Genomic DNA, 14,481 nt, shown 5'->3' on the forward strand with positions numbered 1-14,481 from the left:
ACGCGCGTGATTGAAAATCGTCATGAGCGACTGACGACGATTCTGGTAGCCCCGTTAATGAGTTGTTCGGCCCGCTGGCCCGTTTACACGCTTTTCATTGCGGCGTTCATTCCGAATATCGCTTATCTTTCCATTGCCAATAGTCCTATCGTGACATTACAGGGCATCGTTTTGTTTGGTATGTCATCAATTGGTGCATTGGTCGCAATTCCTGTGGCTTGGTTTTTGAAGCGATTTTTCTTTCAAGGGGATGTGGCGCCGTTTGTGATGGAACTACCGGCCTACAAGTGGCCTTCTCCACGCAATGTGATTTTGCGTGTTTACCGCCGTGCGAAATCGTTCGTAGTCAAAGCGGGTACTTTGATTTTTACTACATCGATCATCATCTGGGCTGCCGGCTATTTTCCTGGAGATCACAGTGAACAGTTTCAGATCCAGAGTCGGATTGAATCGAATGAGGCTTCACTGGGGCAAATCGAAGATCAGCTTGCTTCCGTAAATGAAGACGGCCCGGAGTCTCTTAAGGAATTACAGAATGAAAAAACGCTGCTCACCAGCGAGCAGTCCGAATTGTATCAGAAACAGAATCTTGTGAGCAGCCAGTTGGTTGAATCCAGTTTTCTTGGAATGTCTGGGCATTGGATAGCGCCGCTTGTGAAACCATTGGGGTGGGACTGGAAAATTGGTGTGGGTGTAATAGCATCGTTTCCCGCACGGGAGGTCATCATTTCGACATTGGGAACGATTTATAGTCTGGGTGGTGATATTGATGAAGAAAATGAAGGTTTGATCGGTTCGATTCGTGCTTCCACCTGGCCTGATGGCAGGAAAGTATTCAATATACCCGTGGCGATCTCGATTATGGTATTCTTTGCATTATGTGCTCAATGTGCGGCGACCTTGATGGTGATTCGGCGTGAAACGAACAGTTGGTTCTGGCCGGTGTTTTCGTTTACTTATATGACGGTGCTGGCCTATGTGGGGGCTTTCATTTCCTATCAGGTGGGTATGTTATTGATCTAGTGCGGGCAATGAACGAAAAGACAATCACACATCATTCATTTTGAAGAATGAGTCTATGATATGGATCAAATTGATGGACAATTAGTGGGAGCCCTCGTTGTTGTAGTGGGGGCGGTCTATTTTCTGACTCGCCGCGTTATACGCTTTTTCAAGCAGCGTTCCGGGTGTGATGGTGGCGCATGTACGGGCTGTGACGCAGGGCCGGCCCAATCTTCCGACTTCGTTTCCCTGGACCAATTGAAGCAATCTAAATAGTTTCGAATTTCTCTCAGATTTGCGAATTGATTTGATCTGGTGAGCGTACTTTTTCGTTTGTAGAAAGAGTAAGCATGATATCAATATGAAATCAAGGAGCAAGATGATGACTGATGAGAGAATCTATCAACCGATGTCGGGTTGGTTTCCGTTGGCGGTATGTCTGGGTGGTTTGCCATTAGCTCTGATCTTATTTGTGGCTGGAGTCAGCTTCGAAAATGCCCTGCTTGGTATTATGGGGGTTGTGATAGCTCCGATTTGCCTCATCGGCTTGTTTGGATGTATGGCGATTGCCCCGAATCAGGCTCGAGTGCTGTTGTTGTTTGGTGAGTATAAGGGGTCGGTGATGCAATCCGGTTTTTTCTGGGTGAATCCTTTTTTCTCGAAGCAGAAAATTTCTTTGAGGATTCGTAATTTTGAAACCGGATCCATTTCGACACCGGAACAGAAAAACCAGTCCGGAGCAGTGATTCAGATGAAAAGTCGCTCGGCTGGAAAACCATCCAAGGTAAACGACCGGGACGGAAATCCGATCGATATTTCGACTGTCGTGGTCTGGCGCGTGGTCAATACAGCCGAAGCGTTGTTTGAGGTCGATGATTACGAAGATTTTGTGGCGGTTCAAAGTGAGGCGGCATTACGCAATCTTGCCAGTCGTCATCCTTACGATAGCGAAGACCATGAAGTCTCTTTACGTGGTAACACCACAGAAGTCTGTGACCAGTTGAAAGTTGATATCCAGGAACGTCTGGACAAAGCCGGCGTGGAAGTAATAGAAGCACGCATTAGCCATCTGGCCTACTCACCGGAAATCGCCGCTGCTATGTTACAGCGACAACAGGCACAGGCTGTCGTGGCAGCCCGCACTAAAATCGTAGAAGGGGCAGTGGGCATGGTCGAAATGGCATTAGATCATTTGGCTGAAAGGAAAGTGGTTGAGCTGGATAACAACTATCGCGCGGCCATGGTTTCGAACCTGCTAGTCGTGCTGTGTAGTGATCGGCATACTCAACCGGTGGTGAATACAGGCAGTTCACATCATTAATCGCTGAATTGAGATGAGGATCGTGGTGATTGTCTACAAATGAAGAAGAGGGTTATGAGTGAATTCTCATAACCCTCTCATCGATCAGGGACTAGCATCTACTCAATAAAAACAAGTTACGATAAATAAATTGTAACCAGTTGCCTGCTGTCAGGTATTTGTTCGCGCGACGGTCAATCTTACTGTAGAAAAAGAACAATTTACTGATTTTTTTACCGAATAGATATTTGTTCGCGTGAAGCTATGGGGATTTCTGCGTTGATGCAGAAATGAGATGAGTCGAATCGTAATGTGAGGGGCTTGTCCCAGGAAAACGGATTGAAATGTCCGGTAGAAACGGGACCGATTCAAACTTTCATGTTTTAAATCGGTTTAGGGCTTCACATCTGGGCCTTTCGAGTTGGTCACGGATTCCCAGGAAGTGCCGATGCGAAGTTCGTCTAAGAAAAATTTGCTTTTGGTACCCACATGGATTCGAACATGTTCATAGACAGTCGAGTCGTGAAACGGAGCCGAAGTGCGAGACCAGGTCAAAGGTTCCTCATTTGGAATTATTTCCGCTTGGGAAAAAACACGCAGGAACATCTGGTCTGGGGAATTTTGGCTGGCGACGATTTTACCAATGAAAAAATAAGGTTCGTCATACAATATCGGCGGTGTGATTTTAAGAGTCTGAAACTGAGTAAATAGAATTGGGAGATTATTTGTACCAATACCAAATTGAATCTTTCTCGCGTTTCTTTTCTTGTTATTTATATCATCGAGAGTCCGGAATGAAATATTACCATACTGATCATGGGAGGGGAGATTAGGAGGCGGAGTTGCTTTCTCGACAAAAAAACTGATATAGTAGATTGCATCAGTATTAAGTCGAATTGGCTTTTTCAGAGTGCGCCAGGCAACATCCCCATTTTTCATTTCGATGCAACCAGTATGACTGGGGGTAATTAATTTTGGCTGAAGTGCTTTTTGGGGATGATTGATTACACGAGCAAGTTTAATATATTTGAGTGTACCTTTGCCAGTTTGATTTTGTAAACCGAGTCTCCAGTTTCGCCAGGGGCCTATCCATCCCGTGCCACCATGTTGCCACTTGGAAGCTGATTTATTGTTCGTTTCTTTCATTGGAAGGAAGCTGTCAGAAGCAATGAGTTCTTCTTGGAAAACCTTTGGGTCTTTGGGTGATTTTGGTACTTCCCGTTTAAATTTGTCAGGATTCAAAGCAATTGCATTGTTAATATTTTTATCGATGTATTGCGCGACTCCTTGATTGACGATCTGTATCTGGTCTTCATCCTGGGAAGACTCTTCAAGGGGCTGAATTCGCACAGAACCCTCAAAAACATGTATTTCGGTGCCACTATTTTCTGCCGCTTTGATTCCGTACAGCGTACCGACATCAAAGAATTTCGCCTGTGATGTGACGAGCTCGAATTCTGGTGCCGATTCATGGCCGTGCAGCACAACTGAGCCTGAGATTAACCTGGCAGAGTTTGCAGATTCAATTTTGATTTCAGTCGGGCCCTCTAGAACCAGGCGTATTCCGCTGTCAAAACGAAATTCTGCAATTCCTTCTTTCAGGAAAAGATCTTTGGATAATAATCGTTGTCCAGAGAAAAGAGGACGTTTGTCATTGCCCCAGATGCAATTAGCAGATCGTGAAAGAGTGGCTACATAGGTATCGGGTAAATCCCTGATAAGTGGTTCAACTCTGGCAAGAGGTGGTTTTTCCCAGAAGAAGTGTCCCGCCATGAACCATTCTGCGCCTAGTATGAGAGAAACTATAGCAGCAGCGACGACTAAATAGCGAATCGGCGAGATAGGATTTAAGACGCTGCTGGGGTCTGATACGCTTTGTGGAACTGTGGATATAAATATCTGTTCGCGTTCTTTTAATTTCTCAGCAGTGCGATTATTGATTCCCGTATTGATATCCACATAATCAAAGTAAGTCTGCCTTGCCTCTGGGTTATCGAGTAGATATTGCTCAACTTCTTCAAATTCTGATTGGGATAATTCGCCGTCAGAAAGTAGACTTAACAATCGACTAAAATTTGCAGAAGGGTCAAGGGTCGACATTATGACGGTTCCTCAGATTTAAGCTTTCTCATAACGCACTCGGCTAACTCACGCCTCAGGGTACTCAGGCGGTTATAAAGTGTCTGGACTGTTTTACCAGCCTTTACTGCAAAATCTTTGATGGATTGTTTTTCGTACGTTGCACTAATGAGTAATTCCTGGTCTAAGGTTTTCAGCTTATCGAAGCAATCACGTAAATGTTCCAGTCGAATATTGTGATTGTTGAGATGTTGTATCCTTTCCACAGACATTGATTCGATTAACTCCTGACTAAAAAAGTGTCGATCACGTTGAACACTTCTCCGAAAATTGCAAACGGTAAAAAAAGCGATACCACACGCCCAGGAGAAAAAATCTCGCTCTTGATCAAATTCACTAAATTTATTCCAAAGTGTCAGACACACATGTTGATAGACGTCTTCGGCATCTGAGTTATGGGGGACCAATGTTCGGATGTACCCAAAAATGCGCAGTCGCTCCTCGTTCAATAACGTAGAAAATGCGCGTCTGGCATCTTGATCAGTAATCGTAGAGGTAAAGGCCGACATAAGGGCTCAGGAGTCTCCGTTCACTAAATTCTATCAGGGCCACTAACATTGTATTATAATGCAATGCATCTCGCATCATAATTCAATATAGCAAACTTAAAGAGAGAACGGAAAGCGATACCTAAACTTATGTCATAAACGTTCCATATCGATTTAGTGATAAAAAAAGAATCGCAATACCTACTAATAATTGTTCTATCAACTCCGTTACCTAATGTTAAAAGTCCGTTTTCAATCGTTTTCTTTAAACAATAATAATTAGTAAACTTATGTGTATTTTGGAGTAAATGAACCAGATGCGATTGTCATAACGTCTTGGTTATAAAATGGATGAAAAAGACTGCGATTTGTGTTAGAGTTAGTATTTGATTCGCGTTTAAAATGAATCTCTTTCCTGGTTGGAGTAGCAGTGATGAAAGAAATTGTGGACAAAATGTCATATCTTATGAGTGCGAATGTAGTTTGCCTCTTTCTGGCTGTAAGCCTCTTGGGATGTACGGACCCCAGCGAAATTGCCAAAGAACAGAATGCAGTTCAAGGTGATCAAGAGCAAGGAGGGGAGGCCCCTCAAAAGCAGGTGATGCCTGCAGCGGAACAGCAGAATCCCGCGAAGAAGGATGGCAAAAAAAGTATCATTGGAAAGACAACCGCCGTAGTGGTTAATGCGAAAGAAGCTCTAAAAAATCCGGACATTAAAGTGGTTGATGGAAAAATTAAAGGTATCGATCCTTTTTCTCAGGCCGGCAGTGCTTATGTCGTGATGGCGTCGAAAGTGAGTACTCTGGGCATGCAACAGGCCATTAAACATCATAAGATTTTGAATGATAAATTTCCCAGTTACGATGAGTATATGAAAATGATGAAGGAGAACCGGGTTGAGTTCGCTCAACTTCCTCCTTATAAATTGTATGGCTATGACGCTGAGACTGGAACTATTATGGTCCTGCAGGATAACAAGAAAAAAGCAGAGCTTTATAAAGAAGCGGGGATTCCGCTCGACTGATTATTTATCTCTATTTGGCATAGCATCTGCGTATTACCTCTTCATCGAATCAATTGATGAGAGAATGTTGATTTAAAGCAACATTTGTTTCAAAGCAGGTTCAGACTGTTGATTTATTGCAACATGCTGAACCACTTCTGAAGAGGTAAGCCTTATGAATGTCAAACGGTCAGCAAACATCCAAAGACTTGTCACAAAATCGATTATGCTTGCGATATTGACAGGTTCAGCAGGGTTCAGTTTTGGTACTTCTCGTGCTGAAGCAGAAGGCTGGATGTATAATCGCTCTTATTACAGCCATCAGTTACCTCCCGAAGTTGCTGCACGATATCCCCGTCCTCAAAGTCGTTCTGCCTATCGTCTTCCTCAATTGGCAACCACCCCCGGATTTGCATTAAAAGGCGCCCGACGTTGGAATTACGTTCGCATGTTTAATGGAAACAGCTATGACACGACCATTTTAAGAAGCGATACCTTTGACGTCGTTTCACCCTAAAATGGGTTTTCCAGCAAACTCAAATCGTTTCATTCTCAACAGCTTCCCTAAATATCAGGGAGAGTTTTTTTTCTGCTCGGCCAGGGCTTCGTAGTAGCGGCGTACCTGATTTTCGTACTGGGGCAGAAACTTCTCGGTATAGATGTTTAACAGTTTCTGTCGCATGGCGGGGGGTAAGTGTCCCCATGCATCTTTGATGTAGAGATTCCTGTTTGCCAGACTGCCCGCTGTAGCCTGACCCTCTTCTTTTCGCTCGGAAGACTGTCGCGCCGGACCTTGAGAAAGTTGATTCCCATCTTTTCGTCCCGTTTTTGTTTTCTGCATACGAGATTTTTTCTCGTCTTTTAACTGCTGATCATGATTTGGTTTGAGTTGACGCCTTGACGATGTGGGGGTAGATTCGACCAGACGAATTAACTCTTCCAGATTTTGGACAACCTGCTGCTGGAGTTTCTGAGTTTCCTGTCCCGTCTGTTGATTTTCAATCAGTTTACCGGCACGTTTCATCTCTGCGATGATTGGTTCCACCGGTAGCATATTTTTGCGGCTTGCTCGTTTGCGATTTTCTTTCTGATTTCGATCTTGCTTCGCATCAGTGTTTTCAATACTTTTTGTTACGTTTGATTTCTCCGGAGCGGATTTTTTTTGTGACTGCTCACCAGCGAACAAGGGGTGAGCCTGCTGGTTTGGTGTCAAAGTGACGCTGATCACTATTAGAGATAAGATCCATGATTGTCTGTTTAATTTTGTATTCATAGTTTTAATTCGAGCTTGGGTTCCGGTTCTTCGGAAAGTGTCTGGTTGAGAAGTGTCAGTAGTACCATCGATAATTCTGCCAGTTCAGCTTGCTCTTTTGAGAGCGCTTTACGTCGCTGGATTTGCTCGGGAGTCAACTTTTTCTGCTGGCTGAGTGAATTGTTAAATGATCTCGTGCGATGCAATATGTTCTCTTGTAGTAATTTGAGCAGCTTCAATTGCGTTAACAGTGAAATTTGGTCTGTTTGCGGGAAGTTTTGGTTTTGATCAGACTGCGTTTCTTGTGTGTCGTTCAGCTTTGGTTTTTCATCCAGTATTTCTAACAACTTGATCAGCTTCGATTTTGCAGATTGCTCGGCTGTTTGAGTTTCCTGATCTGTGAGACGTTGGTCCAGTCGAATGAGTGCACTCTCCAGTTGTTCGATGACTTTTTCAAGTGCCAATACAAAGACTGGCGCTGCTTTCATTTTCTCTGTCAGATTTATGGTTTCGTTTTTCAGATCCTGTTCTGTCTCGAACAGTTGCTTCAAAGATTTTAATTGACCTCGCGACCAACGTCCGCGCGTCAGACGTGCCTGTTCCAGCCGTTTCGTTTCCTGGATAACTGCATCTTGCCTTTCAATCAGACTTTTGAGTTCTGAACTCATTTTGGCAAATTCTTCAAAGGCCAGTGATTCTTCCGCCTCTTTTTTGCGCTGCGCCAATTCGCGTTGTGCCTGTTCCAGATCATCCAGCGTTTCCTGAATTTCTTTTTGTGCTTCCTGAATATTTTCCTGTTGCAGTGCTTCGTTTATTTTGGCGAAACGATTTCCAGCACGTTGAACCGATTGGGCGGCTTGTTGCAGGTTCAGTCGTTTCAGTTGTTGCTCAAACTGTTTCAGTTTTTTCTTCAGTTCCTGTTCCTGCTTTACAAGTTGCTGGAGTTGTGCTTTCAGTTCTGTGTCATTGGCAGCATTCTTTGCAGATTGCAGCTTTTGCAGGACATCCTGTTGCTGTTGTTTTAACAGGCTTAATTCCTGTTCGGATTGTTTGAGTTTTTTAACTAACTGGTCTGTAGAATCTGCACCATTGTCGGCAAAAATCTTTTTCAACATTTTCATGGATTGCTGAATATTTTGTTGTTCCTGAATCGCTTGTCCCACTTGATTTTGTTTCAGCTTATCGGCTGTTTGTCGCATCTCTTCAGGAATAGCTTTTTTACGCATAAAATCCATGGCAGCCTTTTTTTGTAATTGTTCATCCTGTGTGACTGCGTCGGCTTGCGAATTAAGCGTATCGAGTAAATTTCGAAATGCTTTAAAATTCTCAGCCTGTTGTTCCTGACGGGTTGCCAATTTTTCCAGGTCTGCCTGTTCTTGAAGCTTTAAATTACCAAACGATTTTGTAATCGTTCTTTTTGCCAGTTTTTCGGTTTGGGTTTGGATTTCTGACTGCTGCTGAATCTGTTCATCCAGCTCTGCAACAAGATCTCTTGTGTTCTGCCATTGTGAAAGTGATTTCAGTACGAGATTCAATCTGTTGATGACATGCTGTTGTCCTTTTTCGGCAATATTCAATGATTCGAGTGGGCTACTGTCAGGAGAGCGATTGCCAGCCTTGTTTTTCGTGTCAGATTCTGGTTTGGTGAGACTGGAACTGGTTGATTTCTCTTTTTGTGTAGACTGATTTGCAGCATTCTTCCCTATAGGACTTGATTTCATCTTTGACTGAAGTTTTTTTCGGGCTTGGGTAATCTGTTCCTGTATTTGTGGGAAGGCATTTTGATTCAGTTGCGACAGTTCAGTGTTGAGTTCCGAAAGTCGTTGATTCATCCCCGGATCATCAATGTGATTCCACTCTAGTTCATTTACGAGTTCCCTCGAACGTTGTTCCAGACCGGTACGTGGTCTGAATAACTGGGAGGTAACACGTTTCTGATCCATTTCCACCTGTTTGATCGTATCAATCTCTTCCGCGCGGGCAGTACCAACGCGCTGGAGCTGGTGTTGGACGTCTTTGATTTCGGTATGCAATAGTCGCTGGTCTTTTATAACGCGTGTTAGCTCTTCGAGGAGCAGGGCGTGTCGATTTGCCAGTTCTTTGGCTTTGTATTGCGGGCTGACCAGGGTCAGTACGCGTGAACTGCTGGTTCCAATATGCATTTCTGGTGGAGCAAGTGGTTTAGCATCCGGCGAGACTTCACTAAGAAAATGGTCACTGGCTTCTGCACGAAAGATGATGCGATCACCTTCTACAAGCGTCAGCTCCGACAGATTCCAGTTATGAGTGAGAATCAATTGCTCATTGGATGAGTGTGGATCGAGCGTGAGAGGGAATGATTGATTGTCACGGTCTGTTCGCAGCGCACGCGAGAGAGTTTCATCTTTCGATGATTTCTGGTAACGAATTAGCGCACTGGCGATGCTTAAATCATCCTGGATAGCGACGATTAAGGGAATTTGTGCAGTGGGAGTCACCTGGAGATCGGTTTCCGGCTTTTCGAGATAGACTTCGGGAACAGCATCGGCAATAGCTGTAATCTCATAACGTTTCGGGGAAGGTGGTTTGAACCCCTGATCATTTTCTACTTCGAACCAGAAGGAATAGGTTCCCGGCTCTCGAATGTAAAAGGATGTACCAAAATGTTTTCGATCTTCATCCAGTCTGAGGGAAATGGGTTGGCGGTCCTTGATTCTCAAAACAGCAGATTTCAGCCGCTTATTGGAACGGGCTTTGAATTCGACGTTCGTTCCGACGATGGCCTTAAAGTTGCCGATGCCCTGCGGTAGTTTTTCGATGGGTCTGGATGTGTAAGCAGGTGGAATAAGCTTGACTTGCTGTAATTCGATGATGGTAGGAGGAACCGAGACTATGTTCAGCCACTTCATCGAACTGTCATCGCCGCCGATGGCTCTGAGCTTCACTTTTTTCCTGGAGATCAGCAATGATCCGGTGCCCAGGTCACGGTTTACACCTGATGGTCCGGGAACCGAAACGATTCGAAGCCGCTCCGAATGTGATTTTCCAGGTGATGTCTGGTTGTCCGGCGATTGATATACGATCCGTAGATCTTCAGGAGGAACTCCTTTTCGATTTTCTACAAAAAAACGAAAGCTCTCTCCTTCAACAACCTGATATTGATTTTGAGGACCCGCTTCAATGGGCACGAGATTTTCATCCAGAATCAGTAGTTCGACGGTTTGTGGCCAATCGGGTGCTGAGAATGGAAGAATCAATCGATGGATTCCCAAAATCACGCGCTGTGGATGAAGCACCGAAATGGAAGCTACTATCAGACAGAATAAAAGAGTGACCATCATAATTTTTCTGATAGGTTGTGTGTCAACCAGTTCCAGAAAATTGATACGTGTAGCTTGTTGAAAGGCGTCGTCGATGACTGCCTGACGAAGTTGTTGAGAACCAGAAAATTGTGATGTTTGCTGCGAATCAAATTGGACACTGCTGGCAAAACTGTCTTTGAGTGCCGGGTGTTGTCGTTCAATTTTCAGTGCAAGGTCAAAATCTGTCAGCGGTGTTTTTAAAGGGATGACCAGTTTTTTCCAGAGCGCTCCTACAACAAATCCACCTGCTGCCATACTGAGGAATAATCGAATGACAGGGTCAGTAATATTCAGAGCCCAGTCAAGACTGATCAGGCTGAGGGCCAGAACTAAAAATAGCGTCAATCCTCGACAGAGTCCATCAAGCCAGATTAACTGATGGATCTTGCGATGCAGTTGTTCAAATTTAGTATGAAGTGATTGCGGCATAGTTCTGAGTTCAGAAAAAAACAGGGATAACACTCTCTATTATACTAAGCGAAAACGTTTTCTTAAGAGCCATTCTGCAGTAATCAGTAAAGTGAACAGTATTAAGAGTTCCCAGCGATTCCAGAGCGGGATTGGTTCTTCGTTCTCCAGTGGAACCGGGTGACCCGCGGGAATTGCCCGTGGAAGCTGGTCTGCGGCAAAGATATGAAAATATTTTCCTCTGGTTTCATTGGCCGTTTTTTGCATGTCATTCTGGTTCATATCCCGGATCAGCAATTCTCGCTGTGAGATTTCGACCCGAAAATCATCTGAGGGGGGAGTTCCCTGCAGGATTGGTTGAGAGACCCAGGAATGGTAAGCCCCTTCGGTGATATTGGAATAACTTCCTTCGAAGACATTGGGTGATTTTTCCAATGGGGATAAAATGACAGGACGGGAGACATCTCCCTGCCGCTCCAGCATCACTGTTACATTTTCCAGCTTTGTTGGTATTTGTCGTTCATCCAGAAATTTGACTCGAATCTGGACCGTGTCGCCTTGTTGATAAATTTTGCGATCCAGGCTGAGCTCGATCGCTTGCTCCTGGTTTAATAATTTAGAACGACTGAGATAGCGAATCGCCTGCACCCAGAAGCGGGAATAATACAAGTCGCCAACCAGATCACGCCATCTCCATAGATCGTCGGTTGCACTGAAGAGCACTTTTCCTGCGCCCACGCGTTGCGTGGCAATGATGGGAATCAGTTGTCCATTTTTCCCTCTTTGTGTGGGATGTGTGGCGAACACGGAAGCACCGGGTTTCACATCTTCGGCCGTGTAAAACCAATACAGCTCAGGTAAGTTGTTCCAGATGGTTCGGCTTTGTTCCGCGCTGTCTGCAAATCGGAAGATCGAAGTGTTGTATTGACCTTCGGTAGTCAATTCGGGTTGAAATCCTTCGATTACAGGCGCGTCGTTCGTTGCCTGGTTTGTTTTGAATAATTCGACAGGTAACAGTCCTTCCAGTTTTGTGTTGGCATACGCTTGTGGAGAAAAACGAGGTCCGGCAACCACAATCAGTCCGCCCCCCTTTTCGCGTACGAACTGGTCCAGATTTTCAAAAACGGTCTGACTGAAATAGGCGGGATCGACATCGCCGAGGATTACCACATCATATTGATAAAGATCTTCTTTTTTTACGGGGAAATAATCCAAAGCGGTCGCATCTTCAGAAGAATATTCCAGATCCGATTCCTGTAAAATGCTTCTGAGTTCGACGGTTTTGTCTCTCTCCAACAGATGTTTCAAATAGCGATATTCATACCGGGGAACCGAATCTACCAGCAGCACCCGGATCTTCTGATCGAGTATAGAGACTTGTCCTACCTGCTGATTGTTCTTTTGATTGACTTCACCCTTGACCGGTTTCACTTCAAATACAAATTCAAACAGTCCCGGTTTCGTGGGCGTGAAAGTGAGTTCAATCTTTTGAGATTCCTTTTTTGGATTGATGGGAAACTGTCTGGTAGCCAGGGCAGCGCCGGTTTTCGCATCTTTCAGAGCGACAGAAATCGATCCGGAATTGATACCAAAGTTTTTGACTTTCGCAGAGAGATTGATGGGGTCATTCACAAAGGCAACATCATCAACCAACAGGTCGTATAATTGCAGATCCCTGACAGGTTGTTCGCTGCCTACACCCACGGGAAAGATAGGAACCAGTTTTGATTTTGCCAAAGCACTCGCCCGTGATAAGAGATCCATTTCACCTGTACTGGAGATCCCATCACTGAAGACAATAATGGCTGTGGGAGGTGTTCCTCGAAAATCATTCAGGACTTTCTGTACGGCACGGAATAGGCGCGTTTCTTTTCCCAATGGTTCCACTTGTGTGATTAACTCACGCGTTTGTTCGGCATGGGTTTTCTCCAGCAGGCTTTGACCCCCGAGTGGAATACATGCTTCTGAAAAATGATAAAGTCTCAGTTTATGTTTTTTTTGCAGCGAGCTCAGGAATTGTGCATCATTCTGTAGCAAGAATGATTTTACCAGATCGAGGCGATTCTTTCCTTTTCCCAGCTGTTGGGCTCGGGTACTGAATTCTTGAGAGCCCGATTCAGAATAATCATCTTCCAGCCCCATACTGGCTGAGTCATCAATTAAAACTGCAATAAACGGCAAGCCTGTCCTGTGAATGGAGAGCGTGAGTTTGGTGAGAAACAGTAAGACAATTACAAATAAGGTCAGTCGGATGGTCAATAATCCAGCTCGTTTGGGGAGATCGAGATGGATGGTATCTTTCAGATAAGCATAAATCAGTAGAAAGATGATCGCGGTACCTATCAGTAACACGACCCAGTCGGGCAACCAGGCAGGCCAGGGCGCATTCCACTGCAAGTTCCACTCGGTTCCCTGGCCGGGTCCCGTGGGAGGGATCTCAAAATAGGATTCGAGAAGTTGTTTCAGATAATCCATAAATGGGAATAATCTACGAAGAATGGAAAATCAGATCTGCTATATCAGATCAAACAGGGCCGTGAGTGACTTATATTGTATTCAGATCCGTGAGCAATTGTTGTTTTTCGTCTGATTCCAACTCCGATTCTGCGATATTTTTTGCACTTTCCAGCCAGGTGGCGGCTTCCTCCGGCCTGTTTGCGACCGCTGAAGCCCGCGCCAGGGATTCGTAGGCATAAGCCATATAAAAGGGGCTTAACTCGTTTGCCTGGCTGATTTTCAGACAGAGCGAGGCAAAGCTGAGAGCGAGTTTGGGTTGATTGGTCATCGCATAAACACGGGAAAGCTGCCAATAGGCAATGGAAATATTGAGAGGAGTATGACCCTCGTATTGTGTCCAATGCCAGAATGAAGCCTGGCAGGCGGAAATCATCTCCAGATTCTCAGAGGGGGTCCGGTCTTTATTCTCAAGAAGGTCCCAGGTTTTATTAAAACAATCAGCGGCAAAATAGCGATGAGCGGATTGAATATCGAATTCAGGCGTGGGCATAGAGTGACTCCCTCAGGGGTACTTTCGTAAACAATGGATGTTAAAACTGGCTTTGAAACACTCCGGAAAAATTGCTCTTCAGGCAAAATCCTTTTCAAGGCATAATGCATTGTATCGAAGCGAGATAGGAATGATAAGAAGTTCGAAAAAATGAAAGGAAGTCAAAGAAAGAAATCATTTTAGAGTAAAAAAACACGATGTTTGACTGTCTTGTCGATATTCTCCAGATTGCCAGCTTGATGCAACAGGATCTCGCTATTCGATAATGTTTATCCAGTCGAAACAAATGTCATAACCAATGGATTCAGAACGCATTCATTCCCGATAAAAAAGAGACGAGGGACTTCGGATCGATCCAACCGAACCCAGTTCTTGTGTGGGGAAAGCCCTTTCAAGACAAATTATCGGGAACTTCAAGATAGACATTAAGGCGACTATGATCCTGTCAAAAGCGAACATCAATCGAGAAAGCCTTTCCGCAAATGAATTCCAGTTGGATTCGGCAGCGTTGCCCGCTTCTGCGCATCTGGTGGGCATTTGT

The 14,481-nt window shown here is 44.6% G+C and carries 11 protein-coding genes; 5 read left to right on the forward strand and 6 right to left on the reverse strand.

Features of this window, described 5'->3' with window-relative positions; translation table 11 throughout:
* From Q0668_RS17890 to Q0668_RS17900, 3 genes are all read left to right on the forward strand, one after another.
* Positions 1-1,023: nucleoside recognition domain-containing protein (locus Q0668_RS17890; RefSeq protein ID WP_298867114.1), on the forward strand; the 1,023-nt coding region annotated here is incomplete at its 5' end.
* A gap of 60 nt (positions 1,024-1,083) precedes the next feature.
* Positions 1,084-1,278 (forward strand): hypothetical protein, encoded by a 195-nt coding sequence (locus tag Q0668_RS17895; protein ID WP_298867116.1) that lies wholly within the window; start codon positions 1,084-1,086, stop codon positions 1,276-1,278.
* A gap of 106 nt (positions 1,279-1,384) precedes the next feature.
* The gene (locus tag Q0668_RS17900) at positions 1,385-2,323 is read left to right on the forward strand and encodes an SPFH domain-containing protein (protein ID WP_366918951.1); all 939 of its coding nucleotides are present in this window, start codon (positions 1,385-1,387) and stop codon (positions 2,321-2,323) included.
* A 372-nt stretch (positions 2,324-2,695) separates the two neighbouring features.
* Here the strand turns inward: Q0668_RS17900 and Q0668_RS17905 are convergent, their stop codons facing one another.
* Both Q0668_RS17905 and Q0668_RS17910 read right to left on the reverse strand, forming a co-directional pair.
* Entirely contained in the window at positions 2,696-4,402 is a 1,707-nt protein-coding gene (locus Q0668_RS17905; protein ID WP_298867121.1) for a hypothetical protein, read from the reverse strand.
* On the reverse strand, positions 4,402-4,950 hold the full coding sequence (locus Q0668_RS17910; RefSeq protein ID WP_298867123.1) for a sigma-70 family RNA polymerase sigma factor: 549 nt from the start codon (positions 4,948-4,950) through the stop codon (positions 4,402-4,404). The genes Q0668_RS17905 and Q0668_RS17910 overlap by 1 nt, the downstream gene beginning before the upstream one ends.
* A 433-nt stretch (positions 4,951-5,383) precedes the next feature.
* Here Q0668_RS17910 and Q0668_RS17915 point away from each other — a divergent pair, with 433 nt between their 5' ends.
* Positions 5,384-5,953: a hypothetical protein gene (locus Q0668_RS17915; protein ID WP_298867125.1), complete on the forward strand. Its 570-nt coding sequence runs from the start codon at positions 5,384-5,386 to the stop codon at positions 5,951-5,953.
* A 154-nt stretch (positions 5,954-6,107) separates the two neighbouring features.
* Positions 6,108-6,449 (forward strand): hypothetical protein, encoded by a 342-nt coding sequence (locus Q0668_RS17920; RefSeq protein WP_298867127.1) that lies wholly within the window; start codon positions 6,108-6,110, stop codon positions 6,447-6,449.
* A 54-nt stretch (positions 6,450-6,503) separates the two neighbouring features.
* On the opposite strand, the gene Q0668_RS17925 is transcribed toward Q0668_RS17920, so the two are convergent.
* From Q0668_RS17925 to Q0668_RS17940, 4 genes are all read right to left on the reverse strand, one after another.
* The gene (locus Q0668_RS17925) at positions 6,504-7,205 is read right to left on the reverse strand and encodes a hypothetical protein (protein WP_298867128.1); all 702 of its coding nucleotides are present in this window, start codon (positions 7,203-7,205) and stop codon (positions 6,504-6,506) included.
* Positions 7,202-10,954 (reverse strand): hypothetical protein, encoded by a 3,753-nt coding sequence (locus Q0668_RS17930; protein WP_298867130.1) that lies wholly within the window; start codon positions 10,952-10,954, stop codon positions 7,202-7,204. Before Q0668_RS17930 ends, Q0668_RS17925 begins: the two co-directional genes overlap by 4 nt.
* 39 nt (positions 10,955-10,993) lie before the next feature.
* Positions 10,994-13,408 carry a hypothetical protein gene (locus tag Q0668_RS17935; RefSeq protein ID WP_298867132.1) on the reverse strand — a complete coding sequence of 805 codons (2,415 nt, stop codon included), beginning with the start codon at positions 13,406-13,408 and terminating at the stop codon, positions 10,994-10,996.
* A 70-nt stretch (positions 13,409-13,478) separates the two neighbouring features.
* Positions 13,479-13,940 (reverse strand): hypothetical protein, encoded by a 462-nt coding sequence (locus Q0668_RS17940; protein WP_298867134.1) that lies wholly within the window; start codon positions 13,938-13,940, stop codon positions 13,479-13,481.
* Between the last annotated feature and the right edge of the window lie 541 nt (positions 13,941-14,481).

Source organism: uncultured Gimesia sp., assembly GCF_937910335.1.
GTDB lineage: Bacteria > Planctomycetota > Planctomycetia > Planctomycetales > Planctomycetaceae > Gimesia.

Coding starts and splice junctions, on each gene's coding strand:
- Q0668_RS17925 (WP_298867128.1), bottom strand. CDS start 7,205: ATGAATACAAAATTAAACAGACAATCATGGATCTTATCTCTAATAGTG.
- Q0668_RS17920 (WP_298867127.1), top strand. CDS start 6,108: ATGAATGTCAAACGGTCAGCAAACATCCAAAGACTTGTCACAAAATCG.
- Q0668_RS17905 (WP_298867121.1), bottom strand. CDS start 4,402: ATGTCGACCCTTGACCCTTCTGCAAATTTTAGTCGATTGTTAAGTCTA.
- Q0668_RS17930 (WP_298867130.1), bottom strand. CDS start 10,954: ATGCCGCAATCACTTCATACTAAATTTGAACAACTGCATCGCAAGATC.
- Q0668_RS17940 (WP_298867134.1), bottom strand. CDS start 13,940: ATGCCCACGCCTGAATTCGATATTCAATCCGCTCATCGCTATTTTGCC.
- Q0668_RS17900 (WP_366918951.1), top strand. CDS start 1,385: ATGACTGATGAGAGAATCTATCAACCGATGTCGGGTTGGTTTCCGTTG.
- Q0668_RS17910 (WP_298867123.1), bottom strand. CDS start 4,950: ATGTCGGCCTTTACCTCTACGATTACTGATCAAGATGCCAGACGCGCA.
- Q0668_RS17895 (WP_298867116.1), top strand. CDS start 1,084: ATGGATCAAATTGATGGACAATTAGTGGGAGCCCTCGTTGTTGTAGTG.
- Q0668_RS17915 (WP_298867125.1), top strand. CDS start 5,384: ATGTCATATCTTATGAGTGCGAATGTAGTTTGCCTCTTTCTGGCTGTA.
- Q0668_RS17935 (WP_298867132.1), bottom strand. CDS start 13,408: ATGGATTATCTGAAACAACTTCTCGAATCCTATTTTGAGATCCCTCCC.